Below are 25112 nucleotides of genomic sequence, written 5' to 3' on the forward strand. Positions count from 1 at the left end.
GCATTGATGGAATGTTATTCTTGGGCATATGATAAATCCAAAGTCCTCAAAGGAAGTGAAGATGAAATTCGATTGGCATGGCGGAGTGATTTCGCGAACGACCGAAATCGATTCTGGCTACAGGAACACGCAAAACGTCCGGCGCTTTCTCTCCGGTCAGTGCGGTCCCGATTTCAAATTCGACCGCGAACTGATGGCGTGGGTGCGCAATGGTTTGGCGAAGAACATGGGCGACGTGGCGGACGAATGGACGCGACGCCGCGTTGAACGCGGCTGAGTTCGGCCACTTGCGTGCAAGGTCTAAGACCGAGATTCCCGCCGATGAGAAATAGAGGGCTGCTGCAACCGTTTGCGGGCAACATTAACTTAAATTCATCAATTTAAAGTATCAAATCAACCGTTCTCAAAGGAGTACCAATTGAATAGCGACAGATTTACGGGGTATTGCATCCTCGCGGCGGCAGCGATCATCGGTGCAGCTCTCGTCTATCACGCTCAATGTGGACGGTATCAATTTCGTACATCGACTCCACCTGGAATCGTTTGGGTCCTTGACACATTCACAGGTGAGGTGAAAGGCTCAAACAGCTGGAAAACGGGCTCCCCGTGACAATTGCGAGCTGCAATTGCACGGCGGGCGGAAACCCCCATTGAGCGGTATTGACAGTCCCGCCTGCTACGACAGCCAAAAAATAATCGTTTGACGCCTCCTGCTTTTGTTGTAAGCTACCCCTTTGCAAAATGGCCACGAGCCAACGCAGTATCGGGAGAGCCTGTCCAGGAACCCACCCGCACAGCGCCGAAGGAGCAACCGCCCCGGAAACTCTCAGGCAAAAGGACCGATACCGCATTCAAACTCTGAAGAGCAGCCGGACAGACGTCACCCGGCGCACCGAAGGAGCAAGCAGCGTCGCTACCCACGGTCGTTGTGAATCTCTCAGGTCCAGAACAGAGGGGGTGTCCCTGCGCATGTCGCGCATCGACCATTCCCCTTGACGTGCTGGAGCTTTACCCTCATGAAAACCATAGCTATCATCGGCGGCGGCATCACCGGCGTCACCACCGCTTACGCACTCGCCAAGCGCGGCTTCAAGGTCACGCTGCTGGAACGCCATCGCTACGCGGCGATGGAAACCTCGTTCGCCAACGGCGGCCAGCTGTCCGCCTCCAACGCCGAGGTCTGGAACCACAGCGGCACCATCGTCAAAGGCTTGAAGTGGATGCTGAAGAACGACGCGCCGCTGCTGGTCAATCCCAAGCCCAGCTGGCACAAGCTGTCGTGGTTTGCCGAATTCATCGCCGCCATCCCGCACTACCGCGACAACACCATCGCCACCGCCAAACTGGCCGTGGCCGCGCGCCAGCATCTGTTCAGCTGGGCCGACGAGGAAGGCATAGACTTCGACCTCAAGCGCGAAGGCATCCTGCACATCTACCGCAACCGCGAAGGCTTCGAGCGCGCGGCTGAAGTATCGAAGCTGCTGGCACTGGGCGGCCTGCCGCGCCGCGCCGTCACCCCCGAGGAGATGCGCGCCATCGAGCCGACGCTGGCCGGCCAGTACTACGGCGGCCACTACACCGAAAGCGACAGCTCCGGCGACATCCACAAGTTCACCACCGGCCTGGCCCAGGCCGCGCAGCGCCTCGGCGTCGAGCTGCGCTTCGGCCAGCGCGTGACCGCCATGCATGCCGACGCCACCGGCGCCACTGTCACCGTCGAGCAGGAAGGCGGCGACGACACCAGCCGCTACGACGCGGTGGTGGTCTGCGCCGGCACCGCCAGCCGCGCAATGGCGTCCATGCTGGGCGATCACGTCAACGTCTATCCGGTCAAGGGCTATTCGATCACCGTGCACCTGGACGATGCCGCCAGCCAGGCGGCCGCGCCCAACGTCAGCCTGCTCGACGACGCCACCAAGCTGGTCTGCAGCCGCCTGGGCGAAGACCGCTTCCGCGTGGCCGGTTCGGCCGAATTCAACGGTTTCAACCGCGACATCCGCGCCGACCGCATCGCGCCATTGCTGAACTGGGTGCAGCAATGCTTCCCCGGCGTCAGCACCCGCAACGTGACGCCGTGGGCCGGCCTGCGCCCGATGACGCCGGACCTGATGCCGCGCGTGGGCCGCGGCAAGGCGCCGACAGTGTTCTACAACACCGGCCACGGCCACCTGGGCTGGACCTTGTCGGCCGCCACGGCGGACATTATTGCCGAAACGGTACTGTCCGCCCTGGGCGCTCCCTGCTCCAACGTGGGCCAGCGCACCGCGCAAGCCTTGAAAATGGCGTAAACTGCCATCATCTTGAGCCTGTCCCTACAAGGAGATCTGACATGACGGCAAAATCTATCGCACGTATGACCCTGCTGGCGAGCGCCCTGGCGCTGGCGACGCCGGTGTTTGCGGCCGAGCCTACGATCCACGAGGTCTATGTAGCGGCCGAAGCGGGCAAATACACCGAAGCGCAGGCATTGATGGGCCAGGTCCTCAAAGCGCATCCAAACAGCGCCACGGCGCACTTTGTCGAAGCGGAGCTGCTGGCCAAGCAAGGCCAGTTCGCCGCCGCGCAAGGTGAGCTGGCGACGGCTGAACGCCTGGCACCCGGCCTGCCGAAAGTGAATCCAAGCGCGGTGGCGAAGTTGCGCGCGCTGCTGGCGGACGGCCAGAAGCCCAAGGCCAATTACAGCCAGCAGCAGCCGCGCAACAGCAACGCCGGCTACAGCAGCGGCGGCTATAACAACAGCCCAAGCAGCGGCATGCCATGGGGCACCATCCTGATCCTCGGCGGCGGCCTGCTGGGCTTCATCTGGCTGGCGACGCGCTTCATGTCGCGCCGTAACGAGCAAGCCAACGGTCCTGCCGGCTTTGATCCAAGCGGCCAGGCGCCTGGCTACGCACCCGGCGGCTACCCACCGCAGGGCGGCTATCCGCAGCAGGGTTATGGCCCCGGCTATGGCCAGCCGCAAGGCAGCGGCATGGGTTCGCGCATCATGGGCGGCCTGGCGACCGGCGCCGCGGTTGGCGCGGGTATCGTGGCCGGCGAAGCGATTGCGCGCCAGTTCACCGGCGACCACGGCTCGTCGGGCAACCACGACCAGCCGCGTAACGACATCGTCTACGACGATCCGTCGCGTGATGAACTGCTGCGCCGCGACGACATGGGCGGCAACGACTTCGGCACCAGCGGTGGCTGGGACGATGGCGGCGGCAGCAGTGGCGGCGACAGCGGCGGCGGTGGCGGCGGCGGTGGCGGCGGCGACTGGGATTAATTCACTGAGATTAGGCAGTCCTCACGGGGCGCGGCGCTCGCCCGCCCCGGCAGCCTTCATCGCAACATCCCAATACGGCGGATCGCCGAAATACTCCCGTAAATAACGTACGAACAGCTGTGCCTTGGCCTGGTTGGAGCGGCCCGGCAGGTGCACGGCGTGCACCGCCGATTCGCTCGGATCGCGCCGCTGGCGTTCGCCGCCTGGCGCCAGCCGGATCATCGGAAACACCGGCACCAGCTGGCCGGCCACGATCGCGTCGCTGACCAGCCAGTTCGCCAGATGCACGATGCCGCCGCCGGCGATGGCCGCGTGCAGCAGCGAATCCGTATCGTCGCAACGCAAATTGCCCTTGACCGCCAGCGGCTGCCCCTGGTTGACGCCCTCGAACCGCCACCAGCCGCTCGGCATGGTGCGCCCCATGACACTGAGACACTGGTGCTTCAGCAGATCGACCGGAGACTGCGGCCAGCCGTGCCGCTCCAGATAGGCCGGACTGGCGCTGACCACGCGGTGCTGCGTCACCAGCCGCGTCGCCACCAGGCTGCTGTCCGGCAGCACGCCCACCCTGACCGCCACGTCGACACGCTGCGCGCCGAGATCGACGATATCGTCGCTGACGTGAAGCTCCACTTCCATCTTCGGATAGCGCTGCAGAAACTGCGCCACCGCTCCCGCTACATGCAGCCGCCCGAAGGCGGCGGGCGCGGTCACCGTCAGCAGGCCGCGCGGCTCGCTGTCCATCTCCTGCACGGCGGCCTTGCCGTCGGCCAGTTCTGCAAGGATGTTGCGGGCGCGCGGCAGGAAGCGGTTGCCGGCATCGGTCAGTATCACCTGGCGGGAGCCGCGCAACAGCAGGCGCGATCCCAGTTCGGCCTCCAGCGCGTCGAGCTTGCGCGAAACCGAGGACACCGCCATTCCCAGCTCGACGGCGGCGCGCGACAGGCTGCCGCTATCCACCACGGCAACCAGGCAGCGCAGGGTATCGATCATGACTTTCCTTTTGCGGATATTGCAAAGACATTTTGCATTAATCCATATTGTGCCATTTTTTGCAAAGCTGCATACTTCATTCCATCAAAACTTCTTAAGGAAAAGAATCATGAAACTGAGCACAATCGCAGCCGCCCTCGCCTTCGTCGCCACAGCCCCAGCCATGGCCGCCGCGCCGATGGCCGGCACCAATGCCCCGGGCTTTTTCCGCATCATGCTGGGCGACTTTGAAGTGACCGCCATCAGCGACGGCACCGTCGACCTGCCGATGAACCAGCTGTTGCAGCAGCCGGCCGCCAAGACCGATCTGGCGCTGAAGAACGCCTACATCGGCAGCCCGACCGAGACCTCCGTCACCGCCTACCTGGTCAACACCGGCGGCAAGCTGGTGCTGATCGACACCGGCGCCGGCGGCCTGTTCGGCCCGACGCTGGGCAAGCTGCTGGCCAACCTGAAAGCTTCAGGCTATCAACCCGAGCAGGTCGATGAAGTACTGCTGACCCACCTGCATCCGGACCATGTCGGCGGCCTCGCCGCCAACGGCAAGGCGGCCTTCCCCAACGCCGTCGTCCACGCCGACAAGCACGACACCGACTTCTGGCTGAGCCAGGTCAACCTGGACAAGGCGTCCGCCGACAGCAAGGGCTTCTTCCAGGGCGCGATCGCCTCGCTGACGCCGTACGTCGCCACCAAGCACCTGCAACCGTTCAGCGGCGCCGCCGAAGTCACACCCGGCATCCGCGTCGTCACCAGCTACGGCCACACGCCGGGCCACGTCAACTACCTGGTTGAGAGCAAGGGCAAGAAGCTGCTGCTGGTCGGCGACCTGATACACGTGGGCGCCGTGCAATTCGACCATCCGGAAGTGACGATCGGCTTCGACAGCGACCAGAAGACCGCCGCCCTCGCCCGCAAGCAAACCTTCCAGGCCGCGGCCAAGGACGGCACGCTGATCGGCGCCACCCACCTGCCGTTCCCGGGGCTGGGCCATGTGCGCGGCGCCGGCCAGGCGTCGTTCCAGTGGGTGCCGGTGAATTACAGCCAGCTGCGCTAGAGTCCACCAGTCAGGCAAGTGTCAGCGAATACCGTCATAATGCGGGGATGAGCACCATTTCATCTCCCATCAACGTCCTTGTTGTAGACGACCATCCCTTGCTGCGCATGGGTTTGGTCGAAGCCATCTCCAGCCAGGCCGACATGCGCGTGGCTGGCGAGGCCGGCAACGGTCGCGACGCGGTCGAGCGCTACGCGGCCCTGCGGCCCGACGTCACCATCATGGATATCGCCATGCCGGAGATGTGCGGCGTCGAGGCGCTGCAGGAAATCCGCCGCGAGCACGCGAACGCGCGCGTCGTCATGCTGACCACCTACAAGGCGGACGCGCAGATCCTGCGCGCCGTGCAAGGCGGCGCCGCAGGATTTTTATTGAAAAGCACGCTGCGCAAGGAATTACTGGACACCATACGCGGCGTGCACCAGGGCCAGCGCCGCATTCCGCCGGAGATCGCGATGGAGCTGGCGCAGCACATGGGTCAGGGTCCGCTGAGCGCGCGCGAGACCGAAGTGTTGAATCATGTCGCCACCGGCCACTCCAACCGCCGCATCGCCGAGCAGTTGTTGATTTCGGAAGAAACGGTGAAGGCGCACATGAAGAACGTGCTGGCCAAGCTGGCCGCCAACGACCGCACGCACGCCGTCACCATCGCCCTCAAGCGCGGCATCATTACGATTTAATCGCTGGCGGTGCTGGCCAGCCATAGCAGGATAGCGCACGGCAGCAGCAGGCCGTTGAAGCCGACCGCGATATAGGCCAGCGCGCCGCTGATGCAGCCGACGCAAAACGCCAGCACCGGCCAGACCAGCTTCTTCAGGCGCGCCCGCGCCTCGGCGTCGCCGCGCAGCGTGTCGACCAGGTCGATGACCAGCTGCGTCACGTTACCAGTCATCACCGTGGTGGCCGCCACCTTCCCCAGCAACAGCTTGCCGTAGGTGTTTTGCACCGCCATCGCGCCCGCGCACAGCATGCCGGTCAGCAGCGTCAACGGCGCGGCCGCGTCCAGCATCGGCGACGCCCGCCACGCGCAGACGACGGTGGCCGCCATCAGCGCCAGCTGCAGCAGGAAGCTGTTGCGCAACTGGCGGGCGCCGGAACGCTCCCAGTGCAATATCATCAGCCGCCCGAACGCGACGAACAGGATGAACACCGGGAACACCAGCAGCTTGATCAGCACATCGTGCGACGGCGTCGCCATGGCGCGGCCGATCAGCACGAAGTTGCCCGTCACGTGGGCCGTGAACAGGCCGAACAGGCCAATGAAGCCCAGCGTGTCGACGTAGCCGGCCAGGAAGCCCAGCGCGGCGCTTTGTCTGGAGTCACCGCGTTCCATCTGCGCCTTTCTGCAGGTCGAGCCAGGCCACCAGCAGGAAGGCGCCGGTCAGGCCGAGATGCTCGAAGAAGCTGTTGGCGGCCATGAAGCGCTCCATGCCCGCCATTTCCCAGAAACGATTGGCGACGAAGGTCGCCATCAGTGTGAAGGCGCCGAGGAAGCCGGCGCCCAGCCAGCGGTAAAAGCCGGTCAGTATCATCGCCGAGGCGGCCAGCTCGCCGGCGATCACCAGCGCGGCCATCGGCCCGGCCGGCGACAGGCCGAAGTGCTGCATCTCGCCCACGGCGGCGCCGAAGTCGGTCAGCTTGTTGATGCCGCCCTGCAGGTAGGCCGAGCACAACAGCAGCAGGCAGATCCAGCGTATCCAGGGTGAGGATAGGCGATTCTTCAGGTTCATCAGGTATAGCTCCGTGTTAGCACGTCGTTCCCGCGCAGGCGGGAATGACGGTAGTGGTGGTTAAACGGCCCAGCAGGCGCAACCCAGCGCGCCCCAGAAGCCCTTCAGGTCGGCGATCGGCAGCTTGCTGGTCCAGGCCGTGGCATGCTGGTGGCCGTGGACGTTGCACTGGTGCGCGCAGCCGCAGGCGGCCTGCTGCTGCCGCAATTGCTGTTGCTGCTGCTTGCGCTGCTCCAGCTCCTTCAACGCCGCGCGGTTGTTGCCGATCTGCTCGCCCCAGCCGGCATAGCCGCCGAAGCGCCGCACCGGCGACCAGTCCGGCATCGCCGGCGGCGGCGCCTGGTCGTAGCCGGCGAACTCGCCGGCCGCGTAGACGATCTTGCCGCCGACGATGGTCAGGCGCGACGACATGTCGGCGATCTCGCTTTCGGCACAGGCATAAAAATCCTTGTCCGGCACGATCAGGTCGGCCAGCTGGCCCGCTTCGATGCGGCCCTTCTTGCCGACCTCGTTCGAGAACCAGGTGGTGTTCTCGGTCCACATGCGCAGCGCCGTTTCGCGGTCCAGGCAATTGGCGCGCGGGTACAGCTGCATGCCGCCGACCGTCTTGCCGGTGATCAGCCACGACAGCGACACCCAGGGATTGTACGAAGCCACCCGCGTGGCGTCGGTGCCGGCCGAGACCTTGACGCCGGCCTCCAGTATCTTCTTGACCGGCGGCGTGGCCTCGGCCGCGCCGTGGCCATAGCGCTCGACGAAGTACTCGCCCTGGTAGGCCATGCGGTGCTGCACGGCGACGCCGCCGCCCAGCGCCGCGATGCGGTCGATCGACTGGTCGGAGATCGTCTCGGCGTGGTCGAAGAACCAGTTCAGGCCCGTCAGCGGGATCTCCTGGTTGACGCGCTCGAACACGTCCAGCGCGCGGCTGATGGTCTCGTCGTAGGTCGCATGCATGCGCCACGGCCAGCGGTTCTGCGCCAGCACGCGGATCACGCCGTCCAGGTCGTCCTCCATATTGCCCGCCATGTCCGGGCGCGGCTGGCGGAAATCCTCGAAGTCGGCCGCCGAGAAGGTCAGCATTTCACCGGCGCCGTTGTGGCGGAAGTAGTCGTCACCCTGCTGGTACTTGACGGCCTGGGTCCAGTTCAGGAAGTCTTCCTTCTCCTGCTGCGGCTTTTGCGTGAACAGGTTGTAGGCCAGGCGTATCGTCAACTGCCCGGCATCCGACAGCTGCTGGATCACCTGGTAGTCCTCGGGATAATTCTGGAAACCGCCGCCGGCGTCGATGGCGCCGGTCACGCCGAGGCGGTTCAGTTCGCGCATGAAGTGGCGGGTCGAGTTGAGCTGGTATTCCAGCGGCAGCTTGGGTCCCTTGGCCAAGGTCTGGTACAGGATGGCGGCGTTGGGCTTGGCCAGCAGCAGGCCGGTCGGATTGCCGGCGCCGTCGCGCAGGATCTCGCCGCCGTGCGGTTCCGGCGTGTCCTTGGTGTAGCCCACGGCGCGCAGCGCGGCGCCGTTCAACAGCGCGCGGTCGTACAGGTGCAGGATGAACACCGGCGTATCCGGCGCCACGGCGTTCAGCTCGGCGATGGTCGGCAGGCGTTTTTCGGCGAACTGGTGTTCGGTGAAGCCGCCCACCACGCGCACCCACTGCGGCGCCGGCGTGATCGCCACTTGCGCCTTCAGCATGGCCATCGCGTCGGCCAGGCTGCGCACGCCGTCCCAGCGCAGCTCCAGGTTGAAGTTCAGCCCGCCGCGTATGATGTGGCAGTGGTTGTCGATCAGGCCGGGCAGCACGCGCTTGCCTTGCAGGTCGATGACCCTGGTGGCCGGACCGGCCAGCGCCATGATCTCGTTGGCGCGCCCCACGTGGGTGAAGCGGCCGTCCTTGATGGCCACCGCCTCGGCGTGCGGGTTGCCGCGGTCGAGCGTGGTGAACAGCCCCCGGTGCAGGATCAGGTCAGGACTTTCCATTATGCATTCCCCTTGGTTTCATCGGACTTTTGCGCGGCCGGCAGCTGACCGAAGCAATGCGGCTTGACCTGGTCTTCCAGCCACGACACCTTGGCCGCCTCCGGCCGCCACAACTGGCGCAACAGCGGCGGCAGCTGCTCGCCCACCAGGATGCCCAGCAGGCCGACCAGCGCGATCACCGGCGGCGCCGGCGAACGGACATTCAAAAACCCGTAGATCAATCCGACCAACAACCCCACCGCCAACGACACAATATACAGTTTCATGGTTCGACTCCTTTAAAGCATAAGAGTACCTTCCAGCCACCGCCGGCGCCCCTCTCTTATTGCAGGGGTATTTCAGCAAAACCTCAGTAAAAATACCGATGGAAGCGTTACCATAAAGTGTTAAACTGCCGGCAAGCCACTGTTACTTAATCTGTAGCTTACCCGGAGCTTCCCCATGTCCGCCCCCTCATTGCTGTGTTCTGTGCTGTGCAGCCTCGCGCTGTGGTCGGCCCAGGCGCAAGCCGAGCCCACGGCCCGGCCACGCCTGCTGGAACAGTACACCCATACCGCATGGGGTGCGATAGAAAACGGCCCGATCGACGTGCTCGCGCTGGCGCAAGGCGCCGACGGCTGGCTGTGGCTGGCCGCCTCCACCGGCCTGTTCCGCTTTGACGGCAAGCGCTACGAGCGCATGGACAGCGTCGAAGGCCATTCCCTGCTCTCCTCCAACGTCATGGCGCTGTATGCGCCGCCCGAAGGCGGACTGTGGGTCGGCTACCGCATGGGCGGCGGCGTCAGTTATTTCCATCAAGGCCAGGTCCAGCACTACACCGAAAGCCAGGGCCTGCCCGGCGGCACCGTCAGCCACATCGCGCGCGCGCCGGACGGCAGCATCTGGGCCGCCACGCGCGACGGGCTGGCGCGCCTCGCCGCCGGCGCCCGCCGCTTCGACGCCATCGGCGCCCCCGCCGGACTGCCGTCGCGCCGCGCGCGCCAGATCCTGTTCGACCGCAGTGGCCGGCAGTGGGTGGCGATGCAGGGCGGCGTCTACAGCCGCGCCGGCGCCGACGCATCGTTCCGGCCGGCCTGGCCGCGCGGCGACCTGGCCAACCTGGTCGAGGCGCCGGACGGCTCCGTGTGGGCCGGCGACACGGTCGACAGTTATTACAAGATGGCGCCCGAGGCGGTGTCCGGCAAGCCGGCGGCCCACCCTGCGCTGCTGGCCAACAACCTGCATTTCGACCGCGATGGCGGCATGTGGCTGTTCCGCACCGGCGGCGTGGAACGGCGCGCAGCCGGCCACCTGAACGAGCCCGGCCAGGTGCTGACGCCGGAGCGCGGCCTGAGCGGCGGCCTGCCGCAAAGCTTTCTGCAGGACCGCGAAGGCAACGTCTGGATAGGCACGGCGGCCGGCGTCGACCGCTTCCGCCGCAACCGCTTGCAGTCGCTGCCGCTGTCCGCCGATTTCGACCACCCGGCCATCGCTCCCGGCCCTGGTGGCGGCGTCTGGGCCGGCGAACGCGTCGGCCCGCTGCGCGCGCTGGCTTCCGACGGCCAGCGCGGCCTGCCATTGAAACAGGCCGTCTCCGCGCTCTACCGCGATCCCGACGGCGTGCTCTGGGCCGGCAACCAGAACGAGGTCTGGCGCATGGGCGGAAATGGCCAGCCGGCTGCGCGCTACCCGCTGCCGCCGGAGGCGCAAGGCTACGAAGTGCAGGCCATGGCGCGTGCGCGCGACGGCGGCCTGTGGGTGTCGGTGGTGCGCGCCGGCCTGTACCTGCTGAAGAACGGCGTGTGGACCGGCAACGGCGCGCTCCCCGGCCTGCCCGGGCGCTTCCCGCACGCGCTGGCCAGCAGCGCCGACGGCATGGTCTGGGCCGGCTACATCCGCAGCCAGATCGCCCGCATCGACGGCCAGCGCGTGACGCTGTTCAACGGCGACCAGGGCCTGGAAACCGGCCCTGTGCTCAGTCTGCACCAGCACGACGGCCAGTTGTGGGCCGGCGGCGAACGCGGCGTGGCCTGGTTCGACGGCAAGCGCTTCACCATGCTGCGCGGGCGCAAGGGCGAGCCGTTCCGCGGCGTGTCCGGCATCGCGCGCACGTCCGGCGGCGAACTGTGGCTGTTCGGCGCCGACGGCTTGAGCCGCATCGATCCGGCCGAACTGGCGCGCTTCAAGCAGCAGCCGGACTACGAAGTCGACTTCGAACGCTTCGACGCCCACGACGGCCTGACCGGCGCCGCCTCGCAGCTGCGGCCGATGCCGTCGATGGTGCAGTCGGACGACGGCCTGCTGTGGCTGGCCACCGCCAACCAGATCAGCTGGATCGATCCGTCCCACATCGCCCGCAACCGCGTGCCGCCGCCGGTGATGGTGCTGGGCGTGGCCGTCGGCGACCGGCATTACGCGCCGCTGCCCGGACTGGTGCTGCCGAAGTCCGCCAACAGCCTGCGCATCGACTTCACGGCGCTGAGCCTGAGCATTCCCGAGCGGGTGCGCTTCCGCTACCGGCTCGACGGCGTCGATCTCGACTGGCAGGACCCCGGCACCCGCCGCCAGGCCTTCTACACCAACCTGGAAGCGGGCAGCTACCGCTTCCGCGTGATGGCCGCCAACGAGGACGGTGTCTGGAACGAGCGCGAGGCCGGCCTCGATTTCACGATCCCGCCGACGTTCGCGCAGACCGCGTGGTTCAAGGCGCTGTGCGCGCTGGTGCTGGTGGTGGTGCTGTCGCTGCTGTACCGGCTGCGCGTGCGCCAGGTCACGCGCCAGCTGCAGCAGCGCATCGAAGCCCGCGCCGACGAGCGCGAACGCATCGCCCGCGCGCTGCACGACACCTTCCTGCAAAGCGTGCAAGGCCTGATGCTGCGCTTCCAGACGCTGCTCAAGCGCCTGCCGTCGGACGGCGAGGCGCGCCCGCTGGCGGAAAAAATCCTCAACCAGGCCGACCAGGTGCTGATCGAGGGCCGCAACCAGGTCAGCGGCCTGCGCAGCCTGCACCGGTACGCGACCGACTTGCAGCGCATGTTCGGCGAGCTGGGACAATCGCTGCGCGAGGAGCACGCGGCCGGCTTCGCGCTGATCGTCACCGGCCAGCCGGCCAGGCTGCACGAGGCGGCCGGCGAGCATTTGTACGGCATCGGCCGCGAAGCGCTGCTCAACGCCTTCCGCCACGCCAACGCGGAACGCATCGAACTGGAACTGGGATACGGCGACGACGAATTGACGCTGCAGGTGCGCGACAACGGTGGCGGCATGGACCCGCAGGTGCTGCGGACAGGCGCGCGTCCCGGCCACTGGGGCCTGACCGGCATGCGCGAACGCGCCGCCCAGATCGGCGCGGAGCTGGAGTTGTGGAGCCAGCCCGGCATGGGTACGGCGGTGCGGCTGAAGGCGCCGGCGGCCCGGGTCTACAGCCACAAGCGCCGCCCCGGCGCACTGCGCCGCGTGCAGGAGTGGCTGTCGAAGGACGCCGCTTAAAATCCCAGGCCGCAGGCGTGCAAATCGATGATGCCGCGTTCGATCGCCATCGTCACCGCGTGGGTGCGGTCGCTAGCGTTCAGCTTGGCCAGGATGCTCTTCATGTGCACCTTGACCGTCTCTTCCGAAATCGACAGGTGCATGCCGATGCGCTTGTTGCTCTGGCCTCCGGCCACCAGCTGCAGCACCTCGGTTTCCCGCTTGCTCAGGGAGCTCTCGTGCCAATGCTCGGCGATGCCGCTGGCCACCACCGCCGGGATGCTGCGGCGGCCTTCATGCACGCAGCGCACCGTCGCCAGCAACTCCTTGCGCAGCATGCTTTTCAACAGATAACCGGCGGCACCGGCGGCGATCGCGCGCTGGGCCAGCACGTCGCCCTCGTAGGTGGTCAGCACCACGATGCGGGCATTGGGAAATTCCTTGCGGATGGCGATAGTGGCATCGATACCATTCATGTCCGGCATCTGGATGTCCATCAAGGTCACATCGGGCAGCAGCTGGCGATAGCAGTCGATGGCCTGGCGGCCATTGGTGGCCTCGGCCACCAGGCGCATGTCGTCTTCGTCGGCGATGACGCTGGCGATGCCCTCGCGGAACATTGGATGATCGTCAACGCTCAGTACAGTGATCGGCGTGGTTTGGGCCGTGTTCATGGCGCTCTCAAAAAATCTTGCTCGGAGGCGCCAGCATGACACAAACGCATGCTTTCTGCCATACCCCCATCTAGGTAGTGGACAGCCCCCGTATCGGGGCGTGGCAAAGGCGGCGGAAAAGATTAATCTTCTGTACAGCATAGCCAATCTTCGGGAGGAACCAGATGCAATTCGATACCAGGACACGCGTGCAGATCGCTCACTGCGACGCCATCGTCAGCGCCGGCCTGGCCGCGCTGTTGGGCGACAACGCCGACATGCAGGTGGTGCACGACATCGCGCAGGCCGACGTCCTCATACTCGACCACAAGGGCGCGCTGGAACACATGCGCCGCTGCGCCGACGCGCCGCACCAGGAGCACCGCGCCCGCGTGCTGATCGTCACCCAGCTCGAACGCGAATGGGAAGTGCGCACCGCGATGATGGCGGGGGTGCACGGCTACCTGCTGCAAAGCTGCCCGGCCGACCAGTTGCTGGCGGCGGTGCGCACGCTGAGCCGCGGCATGCGCTACCTGAGCGCGGACCTGAGCCGCTGCGTGGCCGACAGCTTCACCCGCATCGGCCTGACCAACCGCGAAACCGACGTGCTGCAGCTGCTGGCGCAAGGCCAGTGCAACAAGTCGATCGCGCGCGAACTGGGCATCGGCGTCGGCACCGTCAAGACCCACGTCAAAGGCCTGTTCGACAAGCTTGGCGCGACGGCGCGTACCCACGCGGTGGTGCTGGCCACGCGGCGCGGCTTGGTCGGCGACGGCGCCGCCAGCCAGCATATGGCCTAGTTCAAAACAATAGTCGTTGGCGAATTGTGCAGAAGCCCTGTAAAATCAGGGTTATGCACGCACATACACTCTCCGTAGGCACCCAACGTCACAAGACGCGCATCCAGCGCGTCCTGATGTTGTTCGTGCTGGTGTTCCTGGCGCTGCAACTGTTCGGGGCGAGTTCGCACAAGCACGCCTATACCGACAGCCAGAACGATTGCGCAGCCTGCGTGATCGCCCACTTGCCTACCGGCGGCACGCCGCCGGCGCTGGTGGTGGCTCCGGTGGCGCAGCTGGTCAGCGTGCCCGTTCCCGTCCTGCAGCGCTCCGTCCGCGCTCTCCGGACCGACTTCCTTACTCCGCCCTCCCACGCGCCGCCCGGCATTGCCTGATTCCCTGCTGATTCGATTTCTCTCGTAACGTTTTTTTAAAACGCTTTTTACGTGGTGTTTTCGCGCGCCTGTACGACACGATCGTACCGGCCGGCGGCTCGTCACGTCCCGAACATTTCAAGGATTTACCATGCAACGCACTCCACAACTCCGCACCCTGCCGCTGCTGATCGCCGGCGCCTTCTACGCCCACCACGCGGTCGCCGACGACGCAACCGCAGCCGCCGCAGCCACCGCCGACGGCAGCCCGATGCAGCAAGTGGAAGTCACCGCCGCTCATTTGAAGAACGCCCGCATCGACCTGTCGCCCAACATCGGCACCACGGTGTATTCGATCGACCGCCACATGATCGACCAGCTGGGCCAGGGCGACAGCACGCCGTTCAACGAAGTGCTGCTGCGCCTGCCGGGCGTGAGCCAGGACTCCAAGGGCTCCGGCTCGATCCACGTGCGCGACGACCACGCCAACGTGCAGTACCGCGTGAACGGCGTGCAGCTGCCGGAAAGTATCACCGGCTTCGGCCAGTCGATCGACACCCGCTTCGTCCAGCAGATCGACTTCGTCACCGGCGCGCTGCCGGCGCAGTACGGCCTGCGCACGTCCGGCATCGTCGACATCCAGACCAAGGAAGGCACGACCAAGCCGGGCGGCCGCATCGGCGTGCTGGTGGGCAGCCATGACTATGTCGAGCCAAGCGCGGAATTCTTCGGCACGCAAGGCTCGTTCAACTACTACCTGTCCGGCAGCTACGTGTCGAACGCGCTCGGCATCGAGAACCCGTTGCCGACCCGCAGCGCGCTGCACGACCGCACCAAGCAAAGCAAATCCTTCGGCGCGCTGTCCTGGTTCCTCGACGACCAGACCCGCCTGGGCCTGATGTTCGGCACCTACAACGGCCGCTTCCAGATTCCGAACAATCCGGACCAGGCGCCGGGCTTCTCGCTGACCGGCCAGAGCGACGCCGACGCCGGCACCAGCAAGCTGGCCTCGTCGCAACTGGACGAGCGCCAGCGCGAAGTGAACCGCTTCCTCGTGCTGTCGCTGCAAAAAAGCGTGGGCGACCTGAATTACCAGGTCTCGGCCTTCCACCAGTATTCGGAACTGCACTACACGCCGGATCCGGTGGGAGACCTGGTCTACAACGGCGTCGCCTCGGACACGCTGCGTTCCAACTCATCGAGCGGCCTGCAGTTCGACACCAGCTATAAGCTCAACGACAGCCACACCGTGCGCGCCGGCCTGGCCTACTCGCGCCAGAACACCCACAGCGACAACTCGGTGGCCGTGTTCGACACCGACGGCAGCGGCGCGCAGGCCAGCACCGATCCGCGCACCATCATCGACAACAGCAGCAAGACCGGCAAGCTGTCGAGCTTCTACCTGCAGGACGAATGGCATATCGCCGCGCCGCTGACGCTGAACTACGGCGTGCGCTTCGACAAGGTCTCGGCCTTCGTCGACGAACAGCAATGGAGCCCGCGCGTCAACCTGGCTTACCAGGTGGCCAAGGGGACGGCGCTGCACGCCGGCTATTCGCGCTACTTCACGCCACCACCGCAGGAACTGGCCGCGCAATCGAGCATCGACAAATACGCCAACACCACCAACGCGCCGGAAGTGGCGGTATCGGACAACGTCAAGGCCGAGCGCACCAATTACTACGACGTCGGCGTGAGCCACCAGTTCAACGAACAGCTGACCGTGACGGCGGATGCCTACTATAAAAAGATCCGCAACATGCTGGACGAAGGCCAGTTCGGCCAGGCGCTGATACTGTCGCCGTTCAACTACGACCGCGGCTACGCCAAGGGATTGGAACTGTCGGCCGTGTACAACCGCAGCAACTGGGGCGGCTTCCTCAACCTGACCACACAGCAGGCCAAGGGCCAGAACATCATCTCCGGCCAGTCGCTGTTTGCGCCGGATGAACTGGCCTACATCGCCAACCACTACATCTACGTCGACCACGACCAGACCTACACGGTGTCCGGCGGCGCCCACTACCATCTGGGCGACACGCAGCTGAGCGGCGATTTCCTGTACGGCAGCGGCCTGCGCCTGACGCCGGACGGCGGCGCGCCGAACTCCGGCACCCTGCCGCACTACACCACCGTCAACCTGTCCCTGACGCACAACTGGAAGAATACCGCCGTGGGGAATATCGAAGGCCGCCTGGCGCTGGTCAACGTCTTCGACAAATCCTACCTGCTGCGCGACGGTTCCGGCGTAGGCGTGGGCGCGCCGCAATACGGTGCTCGCCGCACGCTTTACGCTGGAATCTCGACCAGTTTCTAAGCCGCGAAGTCCAGCGCCGCGATACCGCCCGTAGCATCTTCCGATACCCGGGCGGCAGCGCTTTCACACAGGAGATTCAGGGTCGCATAATCCGCAAACACCGGAGAATCCACATGCGTATCCTGAATGTCCTGACCATCCTGCTGGCGGCGGCCCTGCTGTCCAGCTGCGCCTTCATGAGCCCCGGCCGCAGCGTCAAGCAGAACGGCAGTATCGTCGATTATTTGTATCCCGACGCCAGGGATGCGCCCACCATGACGCCGACCGTCACGAGGCTGCGGCCTCCGGTACGTGTCGGCATCGCTTTCGTGCCCGGCGCAGGCTGGGGCAACGGCTTGTCGGAAGCGGCGCGCATGAAGCTGCTGGAGCGCGTGCGCGATTCGTTCGCCGCGCATCCCTACATCGGCAAGATCGAGATCATCCCGACCCAGTACATGCGCGCCAAGGGCGGCTTCACCAACCTGGAACAGGTGGCCCGCATGTTCGATGTGGAGGTGGTGGCCCTGCTCTCCTACGACCAGGTGCAGTTCAGCGACAGCAACGCGCTGTCGCTGCTGTACTGGACCATCATCGGCGCCTACGTGATCCACGGCGAACAGTACGACGTGCAGACCATGCTGGACGCCTCCGTATTCGACGTCCAGAGCCGCAAGCTGCTGTTCCGCGCGCCGGGCACCAGCCGGGTCAAGGGCGGCGCCAGCATGGTCGGCTTCAGCGAGAAAGCGCGCGCCGCGCAGATCGAGGGCTACAACGCCGCCGTCGACCAGCTGGTCCCCAACCTGCAGGCCGAACTCGATCGCTTCCGCGACCGCATCAAGAACGACGCCGCCTACAAGGTCGAGAACAAGGAAGGCTACAAGGGCGGCGGCGCCCTCGGCCGGCTGAGCCTTGCGCTGGCCGCAATGCTGGCTTGGATCGCGCATGGACTTCGCCGGCGCGTCTGAGCTGCTGGAGTTCGACCGCCAGGCGCTGCTGGCGGGCGACATCTGGCGGCTTTGGACCTGCCACCTGGTCCACTACACACTGCAGCACCTGCTGCTCGACGGCGCGGTGGTCGCCATCGCCGGCCTGATCGCCGCGCAGCGCCTGGGCCTGCGCACGGTCGGCAAGGCGCTGGCGTTCGGCGCGCCGTGCATCGCCCTCGGACTGCTGCTGGCGGCGCCGGAACTGCACTACTACCGCGGCGCATCCGGCATCGCCGTGATGCTGACGGTGATGGCCGGCCTGTCGCTGTGGCGCGATGCCGACGGCCGCGCACGCGCGGTGCTGATGCTGATGGCCGTCGCGCTGCCGGCCAAGGTCGTCGCCGAAGCCGTAGGCTGGACCCGGGGCTGGTCCGACCTGCCGCCGGACGTCGCCATCGCATGGCAAGCGCACTTGCTGGGCTGCGTGGCCGGCGTCATCGCGGTGGCCAAGGCCAGGGCATCCGAGCTAAAACTGGATTAACTATCAATGCCATTCTGACCCGATAGTGTTTCAAAATCGTCAGTGCTACCACGATTTTCTTGTATATATTTCATGGTTGTAGGCATAATCGTTTCGACCTAAACGATCCAGGCCCGACGTGAATCCCATCGTATTCGCCATCCCCGTTTTCATGCTGACGATCCTGCTGGAGGCATGGCTGGCGCATCGCCGCGGCGTCGCCGCCTACGACACGGCCGACGCCCTCACCAGCCTGCATCTGGGCATGGCGAGCCAGGTCGTCGGCCTGTTCGTCAAGCTGGCGCTGCTCGGGATCTATACCGCCGTCCATGACCGCTGGCGCCTCGCGTCGCTGCCCGCCAACAGCGTGTGGGTGTGGCTGGGCGCCCTGTTGGCCTACGATTTCTGCTACTACTGGCTGCACCGCATGGGCCACGAGGTCGGCGTGCTGTGGGCCGCGCACGTGGTGCACCACTCGTCCGAGTACTACAACCTGTCGACCGCGCTGCGGCAGACCTCGAGCGGCTGGCTGCTCGGCTGGATCTTCTACCTGCCGATGGCGCTGGCCGGCGTGCCGCCGCTGGTGTTCGCCGGCGTCGCCATGATCGACCTGCTGTACCAGTACTGGGTGCATACCGAATTGGTCGGCCGCCTCGGCTGGCTGGACCGCGTGTTCGTCACGCCGTCCAACCACCGCGTGCACCACGGCCAGAACGACTACTGCATCGACCGCAACTACGGCGGCATCCTGATCCTGTTCGACCGCTTGTTCGGCACCTACGCCGACGAGCGCGAGGACGAACGCATCGTCTACGGCGTGCGCACGCCGCTGCGCAGCCTCAATCCCGTCTGGGCCAACCTGCACTACTACGCCGATCTGTGGCAAGCGACGCGCAGCGTGCGCGGCTGGCGCGCCAGGCTGCATGTGTGGTTCGGACCGCCCGGCGGCTGGACCGGCGAGCCGCTGGGCCATTTCGACGGCAGCCAATTCGAGACCTACCGTCCCGCCACGCCGCCGGGCGCTGGCATCTATGCGATGCTGCAGTTCGCGCTGCTGGTGCCCTGCGTGTCGCACCTGATCGCCGTCGGCCCGTCGCTGGCCATGCCGCAGCTGGCGCTGTATGCGGCCGTCATCGTCGGCGCCACACTGAGCCTCGGCGCGCTGCTGGAAGGACGCCGGTTCGCCTTGCGCCTGGAGCAGGCGCGCGCGCTGGCGATGGGAATGGCCTTCGCGCTGCTGCCGCAATGGTTCGGTTTCGACGCACCGCTGGCCCTCAGGGCGAGCATATTGATTGTCATGCTGGTTGCAGTGGTCTGGTTGGATCTGAATACAAAAAACATACGAATGGAGACGACATGATTAAACCTGTGCGTACTATCATCCCCGCCAGCCTGGCGGCCACGTTCTTCGTGCCGGTGCCGCCGGTTTGGGCTGCGGATGAAATCCAGTCGGTGGTCGTCACCGCGCAGTCGCGCAAGCAGTTCGTGCAGGACGTGCCGATGACCATGCAGGTGCTGACCGCCAAGGACATCGACAACATCGGCGCCAAGGACCTGGCGGACCTGAACGGCTACGTGCCCGGCCTGGTGGTCGACGCCATCGAACCGACCCAGCCCGGCTTCGGCATACGCGGCGTGAACGCCGCCGATTTCGGCATCGCCACCGATTCGCCGGTCGGCATCTACGTCGACAGCGTCTACACCGGCAAGACCGGCGGCGCGCTGATGAACTTCATCGACATCCAGCGCATCGAGGTGGTGAAGGGGCCGCAAGGCACGCTGTTCGGCCGCAACAGCGCGGCCGGCGCCATCGCCATCACCACCAATGAGCCGGGCAAGGATCTGGATGCGGCGGGCCACCTCAAGCTGGGCAAGTTCGGCCGCGCCAACGCCGACGTGATGATGAATCTGCCGATCTCCGACACGCTGGCCGCGCGCCTGGTCGCGGTGCGCTCCGGCAGCGAAGGCTGGGCAGACAACACCGCCACCGGCAAGAAGTCCGGCGGTGACAAGGACTGGGCCACCCGCCTGTCACTGCGCAAGGACTTCGGCGGCGACGCAAAACTGGTGTTCTCATGGGAGCACGAGAACATGGAGCAGTACGGCCGTCCCGCGTTCGGCGTGATCAAGGATCCGTCGCTGCCACTGGGCGGCTACACCGGTGTTTACAACGCCGCCTACACCGCCAACTTCGTCAATCCTTTCGATGCGCCGCTGGCCAACGACCAGCAAGGCAGCGAAGGCCGCAAGTTCGACGGCGCCACGCTGCGCGTCGAAGCGCCACTGGCCGGCATGACCTTCAGCTCGACCAGCGCCTATCGCCGCTTCGCCACCCACAACCTGACCGACAACGACGGCGGCGCGCGGCAGGACCTGCAACTGACGACGCTGGACGCCAAGCGGGCGCACAGCTTCCAGCAGGAGTTCAAACTGTCGGGCAAGACCGATAAGCTGGACTGGATCGCGGGCCTGAGCTTCTATCACAACAACGAGCATCAGGATGCCGGCGCCTACGTCAGCACCGGCACGCTGGACACGCTGAGCCAGTTCGGCGGCGGCGATCCCAACTTCGCCACGCTGTTCGGCGGCCTGGCCGCGGCAGGCCTGCCCGGCGTCAGCCCCAGCACCACGTTCAGCTGGGACGAGACCCACTACAGCGACGTCAAGACCAAGTCCGCCTCGATCTACGGCGACACCATCTGGCATTTGACGGCGGCCACCAACCTGACCGCCGGCCTGCGCTACACGCAGGACAAGAAGCAGATGACCTGGTACGTGCCGGGCCGCGTGTCGCCGCAGCTGGATAACTTCCTCAACAGCTTCGGCCCGCTGGCCGGGCTGAACGCGGCTTCGTTCCCGTCCAACGTCATCTTCGGCACGGCGGCGCAGCTGGCGTCGTCGCCGGTCACGCGCAGCAAGGACTGGACCGACTTCAGCCCGCGCCTGGTGCTGGACCATAAGCTGGACAAGGACACGCTGCTGTTCACCTCCATCGCGCGCGGCTACCAGGCTGGCGGCTTCAATATCTTCACGCCGCCGAATCCCGCCTCGGCCACCGCCATCGGCCGCGACCCGAGCTTCGAGCCGGAGAAGATGACCAACTTCGAAGCCGGCGTGAAGATGTCGCTGCCGGCGCTGAAGGCCACCGTCAACGCGTCGCTGTTCGCCTACAAGTTCAAGAACCTGCAGGACGTCCAGCTGTACAGCGTCGGCTCGCTGCCGACCTATAACGTCGTCAGCAGCGACCAGAAGGCGCAGGGCCTCGATCTCGACGGCCGCATGCGCATCACGCCGCGCGTGACCGTGTTCGGCGGCATGGAGTACATCGACCAGACCTACACCCGCTACCAGCGGCTGGACGCCGCCGGCAACGTCAGCCTGGACCTGGGCGGCCAGCCGGTCGGCACGCCGCGCCTGACGGCGATGGCCGGCGTGAACCTGAACTGGGAAGCGGCGGGCGGCCGCGGCAGCCTCAATTTCCAGGGCACGCATTCGAGCGCGACCCGCTGCAATAGCGACACCGCCAAATTGAGCTGCCTGAGCACCGCCAAGCTGCAGACCGGCGTAGCCACCACCAAGTTCGATGCGCGGCTGGCGTGGGACAGCGAGAGCGGACGCTATGGCGTGGCGCTGCTGGTCAATAACGTGCTCGACAAACGCTACATCCAGACGCTGGGCGGCCAGACCGAGCAATATGGCGCGCCGTACGCGTGCCTCACGCCGCCGCGCCAGGTCGCGGTAGAATTCCGGGCCAGCATGTGAGGGTAAAGAATAGCGTGGGCCGAAAACTTAAAATCGCCGGGACAAGCGCCCTGGCGCTGATCGCAGGGGGTGTGCTGACACTGTGGGTGCGTCCGCCCGAGCTGTTGCGGGTCGGCGCCAGCTATGGCGCCAAGATGGTGTGCTCGAATGTGTTCCTGGCCGGCCGCGACGCCCAGGCCGTGCTGGCCGACGATGTGCAGGCGCCCGGCCATCCGATCCTGAAGCTGCTCGAGATCAGCGTCGACCGGGAGCGCAAGCTGGTGCACGCCGACTTGCTGGGATTTATCGGCAAAGGGTTGGCGGTGTACCGTCCCGGCACCGGCTGCGCCGTGGTGCCGGACGGCGACGTCGTCCAGGCGGCGCAGTACCAGTTCTCGCCGCTGAAGATCTGGGCGCCCTCGCCCAACGTCGCCTGGCCAACCGGCTCGCAGCCGGAGACTGCGCCCGCCGTGCAAGCCTTGCTGGACCAGGCTGCGCTGGCCGGCCCCGGCATGCGCGGCCTGGCGGTGATCTACAAAGGGCGCCTGATCGCGCAGCGCTACGGCGTCGGATTTACCGCCGCCACGCCGCTGCTGGGCTGGTCGATGACCAAGACCGTCAGCGCGGCGCTGGTCGGCATCCAGCTCGCCGACGACAAACTCAAGCCGCAACAAAGCGGCTTCTGGTCCGACGCCGCCGATCCGCGCGCGGCGATCACGCTGGCGCAGCTGATGTCGATGAGCAGCGGCCTGCAATACAACGAAGGCTATGGCGACGTTTCCGACGTCACGCGCATGCTGTACCTGGAGCCGGACATGGCGGCCTATGCCGCCAGCCAGCCGCTGGTCCAGCCCCCCGGCAGCACCTTCAATTATTCCAGCGGCACCACGCTGCTGTTGTCGCGCATCTGGCAGCGCGCGGCCGCAGGGCCAGGCCACGAAGCCACGTCGGCCGCCGTGCTGTCGCTGCCGCGCGAACGTTTGTTCGAGCCGCTGGGCATGAGCAGCGCTGTGATGGAAGCCGACGCGCGCGGCAATCTGGTGGGCTCCAGCTATATGTACGCGAGCACGCAGGACTGGGCGCGCTTCGGCCAGTTCCTGCTGCAGGACGGCGTCTGGCAGGGCAAGCGCCTGCTGCCGGAAGGTTTCGTCGAAGGTATGCGGCAGGTGGCGCCCGCATCGGGCGGACAATATGGGCAAGGGCAGCTGTGGCGCTGGGGCCCGTCCGGGCCGACGCCGGAAGGCCAGGACCCGGACCTGCCGTTCAAGCTTCCCGCCGATACGTACTGGCTCGAAGGACATGATGGACAGAGCATCGCCGTCGTGCCGTCGAAGGAACTGGTGGTGGTGCGCCTTGGATTGACGCCGTCCCGCCTGCAATATGCGCCGCAGGCCTTGCTGGCGGCGGTGATCAAGGCGCTTGAATGACGGTGATATCGACAGGCGTCCCTTACGGCCTGCTGCGGCACCAGGGCCCGATGCTGAAGACCAGCGCCCGCATCCTGCTGCAGGCCGCCGGCCGCAGCATACTGACGCCGCGCGCGAGCGCGGCGTCGGCGCAAGCGCCGGTCGGCATGACGATCCGGCGCACCATCGCGGCGCCGCCTGCACGGCTGGTCGAACAGTACATCCGCTGGTGCGGCGCCGCCGGCCGCTACGAAGGCGAGCTGCCGCCGCATATGGTGTCGCAATGGAGCCTGCCGCTGGTCGGCGAGCTGCTGATGCAGCTGCCCTACCGGTTGACCGGTGTGATCAACCAGGGCGTATCGATGACCGTCCATGGCCCGCTGCCCTGCGATACGGCGCTGACCTTGAGCGCCTCCATCGAATCCATGGAACCGGCGGCCGGGCGCGTGCGCGTGGTAGTCGCCATCTTCACCGGCGTCCCCGGCCAGGCCAGGCTGGTCGAGACGCGCCTGCATATGAGTTTTCTGTTGCCCGGCAAGCGTCCGCCGAAAACCGCGGCGCCGCGCCCGCCCGATCCGGCCTGGCATACCGCCGGCCAGTGGCGGACCGACGTCAGCGACGGCCTGCGCTTCGCGCTGCTGACCGGCGATTTCAATCCCATCCACTGGTGCGGTCCGCTGGCGCGGCGCTCTGTCTTTGGCGGCAAGGTGCTGCAAGGCTTCGGCAGCCTGGCGCGCAGTATTGAAGCGCTGGGGAGCGGCGGCTTCCGCGAGCTCGACGTGCGCTTCCTGCGGCCGGTGCCGCTGCCCTGCCCGCCGTTGTCGGTGCAGCTGGCGAGCGAGGCGGACGCCGACGGCTGGCGCGCGCTGCGGCTGGCCGGCGATGGCGATGGCGGCACCGTCGTGCATCTGGCGGGCCGTCTGCGCTAGGCACCGCGGCGTTGCGTGCGGCCGCACAGCAGTGTATCGTCATCACATTTAACCAGCACAGGGATGCGCGATGGCGATACTGATACTCGGCTTGGTAATTTTTCTCGGACTGCACTCGGTGCGCATCTTCGCCGACGACTGGCGCACGGCCATGCGCGCGAAGCTCGGCGCGAACGCGTGGAAGGGCTTGTACTCGGTGGTGTCGCTGGCCGGCTTCGGCCTGATCGTCTGGGGCTACAGCATCGCGCGCCAGCAACCGGTGGTGGTCTGGTCGCCGCCGAAGGCGATGGCCCACGTCGCCGCTCCGCTGATGGTCATCGCCTTCATTCTGCTGGCGGCGGCCTACGTGCCGCGCAACAGCATCAAGGCCAAGATCCATCATCCGATGACGCTGGCCGTCAAGACCTGGGCGCTGGCGCACCTGCTGGCCAACGGCACGCTGCACGACATCATCCTGTTCGGCAGCTTCCTGCTATGGTCGGTGCTGCTGTTCCGCGCGGCCCGCAGGCGCGACCGGGCCGCCGGCACCACCTACCCTGCGGGTACCGCCATCGGTACGACGATTACCGTGGTGGTGGGGTTTGCGGTGTCGGTGCTGTTCGCGCACTGGCTGCACCTGCTGCTGATCGGCGTCAGCCCGTTCTAGAGATTCAGTTGCACTTGCCGCGCAGCGCCGCCGCGATCACCCACGGCAGCGAATACGGCCCAACCACGGCGATCGGACCAATCTGCGCCGGCTGATGTTTCAGCGCGTCGCCGTGCAGGCAGTCGGGTACCTTGGCCTGCTCGAATGCTGCGCTCATCTTGTCGTGCGCGGTGCCGGCGGAAAATGCCCCGGCGTTGCGGTTGACGAGCGGCTGCGGATTTTCCGCGATGGTCTCCCGCACGGCCTTCTTGATGATCTCATCGGTCAGCACCGGCGGGCTGGCCGGCGGTGGAGAAGGCGGCGGGGACGGCAAGGCGGCGGCGCCGCGCGCGCTTGCCGCCAGCACCGCTGCCGCGATGATGTATCTCATGCCATCCCC

General features: G+C 66.2%; 23 protein-coding genes and 2 riboswitches. Of the genes, 16 read left to right on the forward strand and 7 right to left on the reverse strand.

The genetic code is table 11. The features are described from left to right. The first annotated feature begins 61 nt into the window (after positions 1–61). The 3 genes from ACSQ3S_RS21120 to ACSQ3S_RS21130 all read left to right on the forward strand — a co-directional run bounded on the left by ACSQ3S_RS21120 (position 62) and on the right by ACSQ3S_RS21130 (position 3265). Positions 62–277: a DUF6434 domain-containing protein gene (locus ACSQ3S_RS21120; RefSeq protein ID WP_176651467.1), complete on the forward strand. Its 216-nt coding sequence runs from the start codon at positions 62–64 to the stop codon at positions 275–277. 477 nt (positions 278–754) lie between these two features. Beyond that, a riboswitch (glycine riboswitch) is annotated at positions 755–852 on the forward strand. A gap of 7 nt (positions 853–859) precedes the next feature. Then, a riboswitch (glycine riboswitch) is annotated at positions 860–962 on the forward strand. A 54-nt stretch (positions 963–1016) separates the two neighbouring features. Further along, entirely contained in the window at positions 1017–2288 is a 1272-nt protein-coding gene (locus ACSQ3S_RS21125; protein WP_436143651.1) for a D-amino acid dehydrogenase, read from the forward strand. Positions 2289–2329: 41 nt separating this feature from the next. Then, positions 2330–3265, forward strand: coding sequence for a tetratricopeptide repeat protein (locus tag ACSQ3S_RS21130; RefSeq protein WP_436143652.1), 936 nt, complete (start codon positions 2330–2332; stop codon positions 3263–3265). A gap of 21 nt (positions 3266–3286) precedes the next feature. Here the strand turns inward: ACSQ3S_RS21130 and ACSQ3S_RS21135 are convergent, their stop codons facing one another. Beyond that, complete coding sequence (locus tag ACSQ3S_RS21135) at positions 3287–4258, reverse strand: LysR family transcriptional regulator (protein WP_436143653.1); 972 nt, start codon at positions 4256–4258, stop codon at positions 3287–3289. Between the two features lie 109 nt (positions 4259–4367). On the opposite strand from ACSQ3S_RS21135, the gene ACSQ3S_RS21140 reads away from it, so the two are divergent. After that, complete coding sequence (locus tag ACSQ3S_RS21140) at positions 4368–5312, forward strand: MBL fold metallo-hydrolase (protein WP_353404603.1); 945 nt, start codon at positions 4368–4370, stop codon at positions 5310–5312. A gap of 47 nt (positions 5313–5359) precedes the next feature. Beyond that, on the forward strand, positions 5360–5992 hold the full coding sequence (locus ACSQ3S_RS21145) for a response regulator (RefSeq protein WP_176651472.1): 633 nt from the start codon (positions 5360–5362) through the stop codon (positions 5990–5992). On the opposite strand, the gene ACSQ3S_RS21150 is transcribed toward ACSQ3S_RS21145, so the two are convergent. The 4 genes from ACSQ3S_RS21150 to ACSQ3S_RS21165 are packed head-to-tail and all read right to left on the reverse strand — an operon-like array spanning position 5989 to position 9282. Continuing rightward, positions 5989–6645 (reverse strand): YoaK family protein, encoded by a 657-nt coding sequence (locus ACSQ3S_RS21150; RefSeq protein WP_353404604.1) that lies wholly within the window; start codon positions 6643–6645, stop codon positions 5989–5991. The two genes, ACSQ3S_RS21145 and ACSQ3S_RS21150, sit on opposite strands and share 4 nt — an antisense overlap. Beyond that, positions 6632–7042 carry a DoxX family protein gene (locus ACSQ3S_RS21155; RefSeq protein WP_176651474.1) on the reverse strand — a complete coding sequence of 137 codons (411 nt, stop codon included), beginning with the start codon at positions 7040–7042 and terminating at the stop codon, positions 6632–6634. Before ACSQ3S_RS21155 ends, ACSQ3S_RS21150 begins: the two co-directional genes overlap by 14 nt. Positions 7043–7102: 60 nt before the next feature. Then, the gene (locus ACSQ3S_RS21160; protein ID WP_176651475.1) at positions 7103–9016 is read right to left on the reverse strand and encodes an amidohydrolase; all 1914 of its coding nucleotides are present in this window, start codon (positions 9014–9016) and stop codon (positions 7103–7105) included. Further along, the gene (locus tag ACSQ3S_RS21165) at positions 9016–9282 is read right to left on the reverse strand and encodes a XapX domain-containing protein (protein ID WP_176651476.1); all 267 of its coding nucleotides are present in this window, start codon (positions 9280–9282) and stop codon (positions 9016–9018) included. Before ACSQ3S_RS21165 ends, ACSQ3S_RS21160 begins: the two co-directional genes overlap by 1 nt. Before the next feature lie 175 nt (positions 9283–9457). On the opposite strand from ACSQ3S_RS21165, the gene ACSQ3S_RS21170 reads away from it, so the two are divergent. Next, a complete protein-coding gene (locus ACSQ3S_RS21170) occupies positions 9458–12484 on the forward strand; it encodes a sensor histidine kinase (RefSeq protein ID WP_436143654.1) in 3027 nt (1008 codons plus the stop codon). Here ACSQ3S_RS21170 and ACSQ3S_RS21175 read toward each other — a convergent pair. Then, complete coding sequence (locus tag ACSQ3S_RS21175) at positions 12481–13137, reverse strand: response regulator (protein ID WP_176651478.1); 657 nt, start codon at positions 13135–13137, stop codon at positions 12481–12483. The two genes, ACSQ3S_RS21170 and ACSQ3S_RS21175, sit on opposite strands and share 4 nt — an antisense overlap. Before the next feature lie 164 nt (positions 13138–13301). Here ACSQ3S_RS21175 and ACSQ3S_RS21180 point away from each other — a divergent pair, with 164 nt between their 5' ends. From ACSQ3S_RS21180 to ACSQ3S_RS21225, 10 genes are all read left to right on the forward strand, one after another. After that, positions 13302–13916 (forward strand): response regulator transcription factor, encoded by a 615-nt coding sequence (locus ACSQ3S_RS21180; protein ID WP_176651479.1) that lies wholly within the window; start codon positions 13302–13304, stop codon positions 13914–13916. Between the two features lie 53 nt (positions 13917–13969). Beyond that, positions 13970–14290, forward strand: coding sequence for a hypothetical protein (locus ACSQ3S_RS21185; protein WP_436143655.1), 321 nt, complete (start codon positions 13970–13972; stop codon positions 14288–14290). Between the two features lie 130 nt (positions 14291–14420). Next, positions 14421–16586: a TonB-dependent receptor gene (locus ACSQ3S_RS21190; RefSeq protein ID WP_353404610.1), complete on the forward strand. Its 2166-nt coding sequence runs from the start codon at positions 14421–14423 to the stop codon at positions 16584–16586. A 113-nt stretch (positions 16587–16699) separates the two neighbouring features. Then, positions 16700–17530, forward strand: coding sequence for a rhombotarget lipoprotein (gene rhlP / locus ACSQ3S_RS21195; RefSeq protein WP_436143656.1), 831 nt, complete (start codon positions 16700–16702; stop codon positions 17528–17530). Then, a complete protein-coding gene (rrtA, locus tag ACSQ3S_RS21200; RefSeq protein WP_436143657.1) occupies positions 17508–18032 on the forward strand; it encodes a rhombosortase in 525 nt (174 codons plus the stop codon). The genes rhlP and rrtA overlap by 23 nt, the downstream gene beginning before the upstream one ends. A gap of 118 nt (positions 18033–18150) precedes the next feature. Then, the gene (locus tag ACSQ3S_RS21205) at positions 18151–19371 is read left to right on the forward strand and encodes a sterol desaturase family protein (protein WP_436143658.1); all 1221 of its coding nucleotides are present in this window, start codon (positions 18151–18153) and stop codon (positions 19369–19371) included. Continuing rightward, complete coding sequence (locus tag ACSQ3S_RS21210) at positions 19368–21773, forward strand: TonB-dependent receptor (RefSeq protein ID WP_436143659.1); 2406 nt, start codon at positions 19368–19370, stop codon at positions 21771–21773. The genes ACSQ3S_RS21205 and ACSQ3S_RS21210 overlap by 4 nt, the downstream gene beginning before the upstream one ends. Before the next feature lie 71 nt (positions 21774–21844). Further along, positions 21845–23179 (forward strand): serine hydrolase domain-containing protein, encoded by a 1335-nt coding sequence (locus ACSQ3S_RS21215; RefSeq protein ID WP_436143660.1) that lies wholly within the window; start codon positions 21845–21847, stop codon positions 23177–23179. Next, positions 23176–24087, forward strand: a complete 912-nt coding sequence (locus tag ACSQ3S_RS21220; RefSeq protein ID WP_436143661.1) for a MaoC/PaaZ C-terminal domain-containing protein — start codon at positions 23176–23178, stop codon at positions 24085–24087. The genes ACSQ3S_RS21215 and ACSQ3S_RS21220 overlap by 4 nt, the downstream gene beginning before the upstream one ends. A gap of 70 nt (positions 24088–24157) precedes the next feature. Continuing rightward, entirely contained in the window at positions 24158–24733 is a 576-nt protein-coding gene (locus ACSQ3S_RS21225; RefSeq protein WP_436143662.1) for an NnrU family protein, read from the forward strand. 4 nt (positions 24734–24737) lie between these two features. Here the strand turns inward: ACSQ3S_RS21225 and ACSQ3S_RS21230 are convergent, their stop codons facing one another. Continuing rightward, positions 24738–25103 (reverse strand): hypothetical protein, encoded by a 366-nt coding sequence (locus ACSQ3S_RS21230; protein ID WP_176651489.1) that lies wholly within the window; start codon positions 25101–25103, stop codon positions 24738–24740. Positions 25104–25112: the final 9 nt, after the last annotated feature.

It is taken from the genome of Duganella sp. LjRoot269, assembly GCF_964254095.1.
In the GTDB taxonomy this organism is placed as follows: domain Bacteria; phylum Pseudomonadota; class Gammaproteobacteria; order Burkholderiales; family Burkholderiaceae_D; genus Rugamonas; species Rugamonas hordei.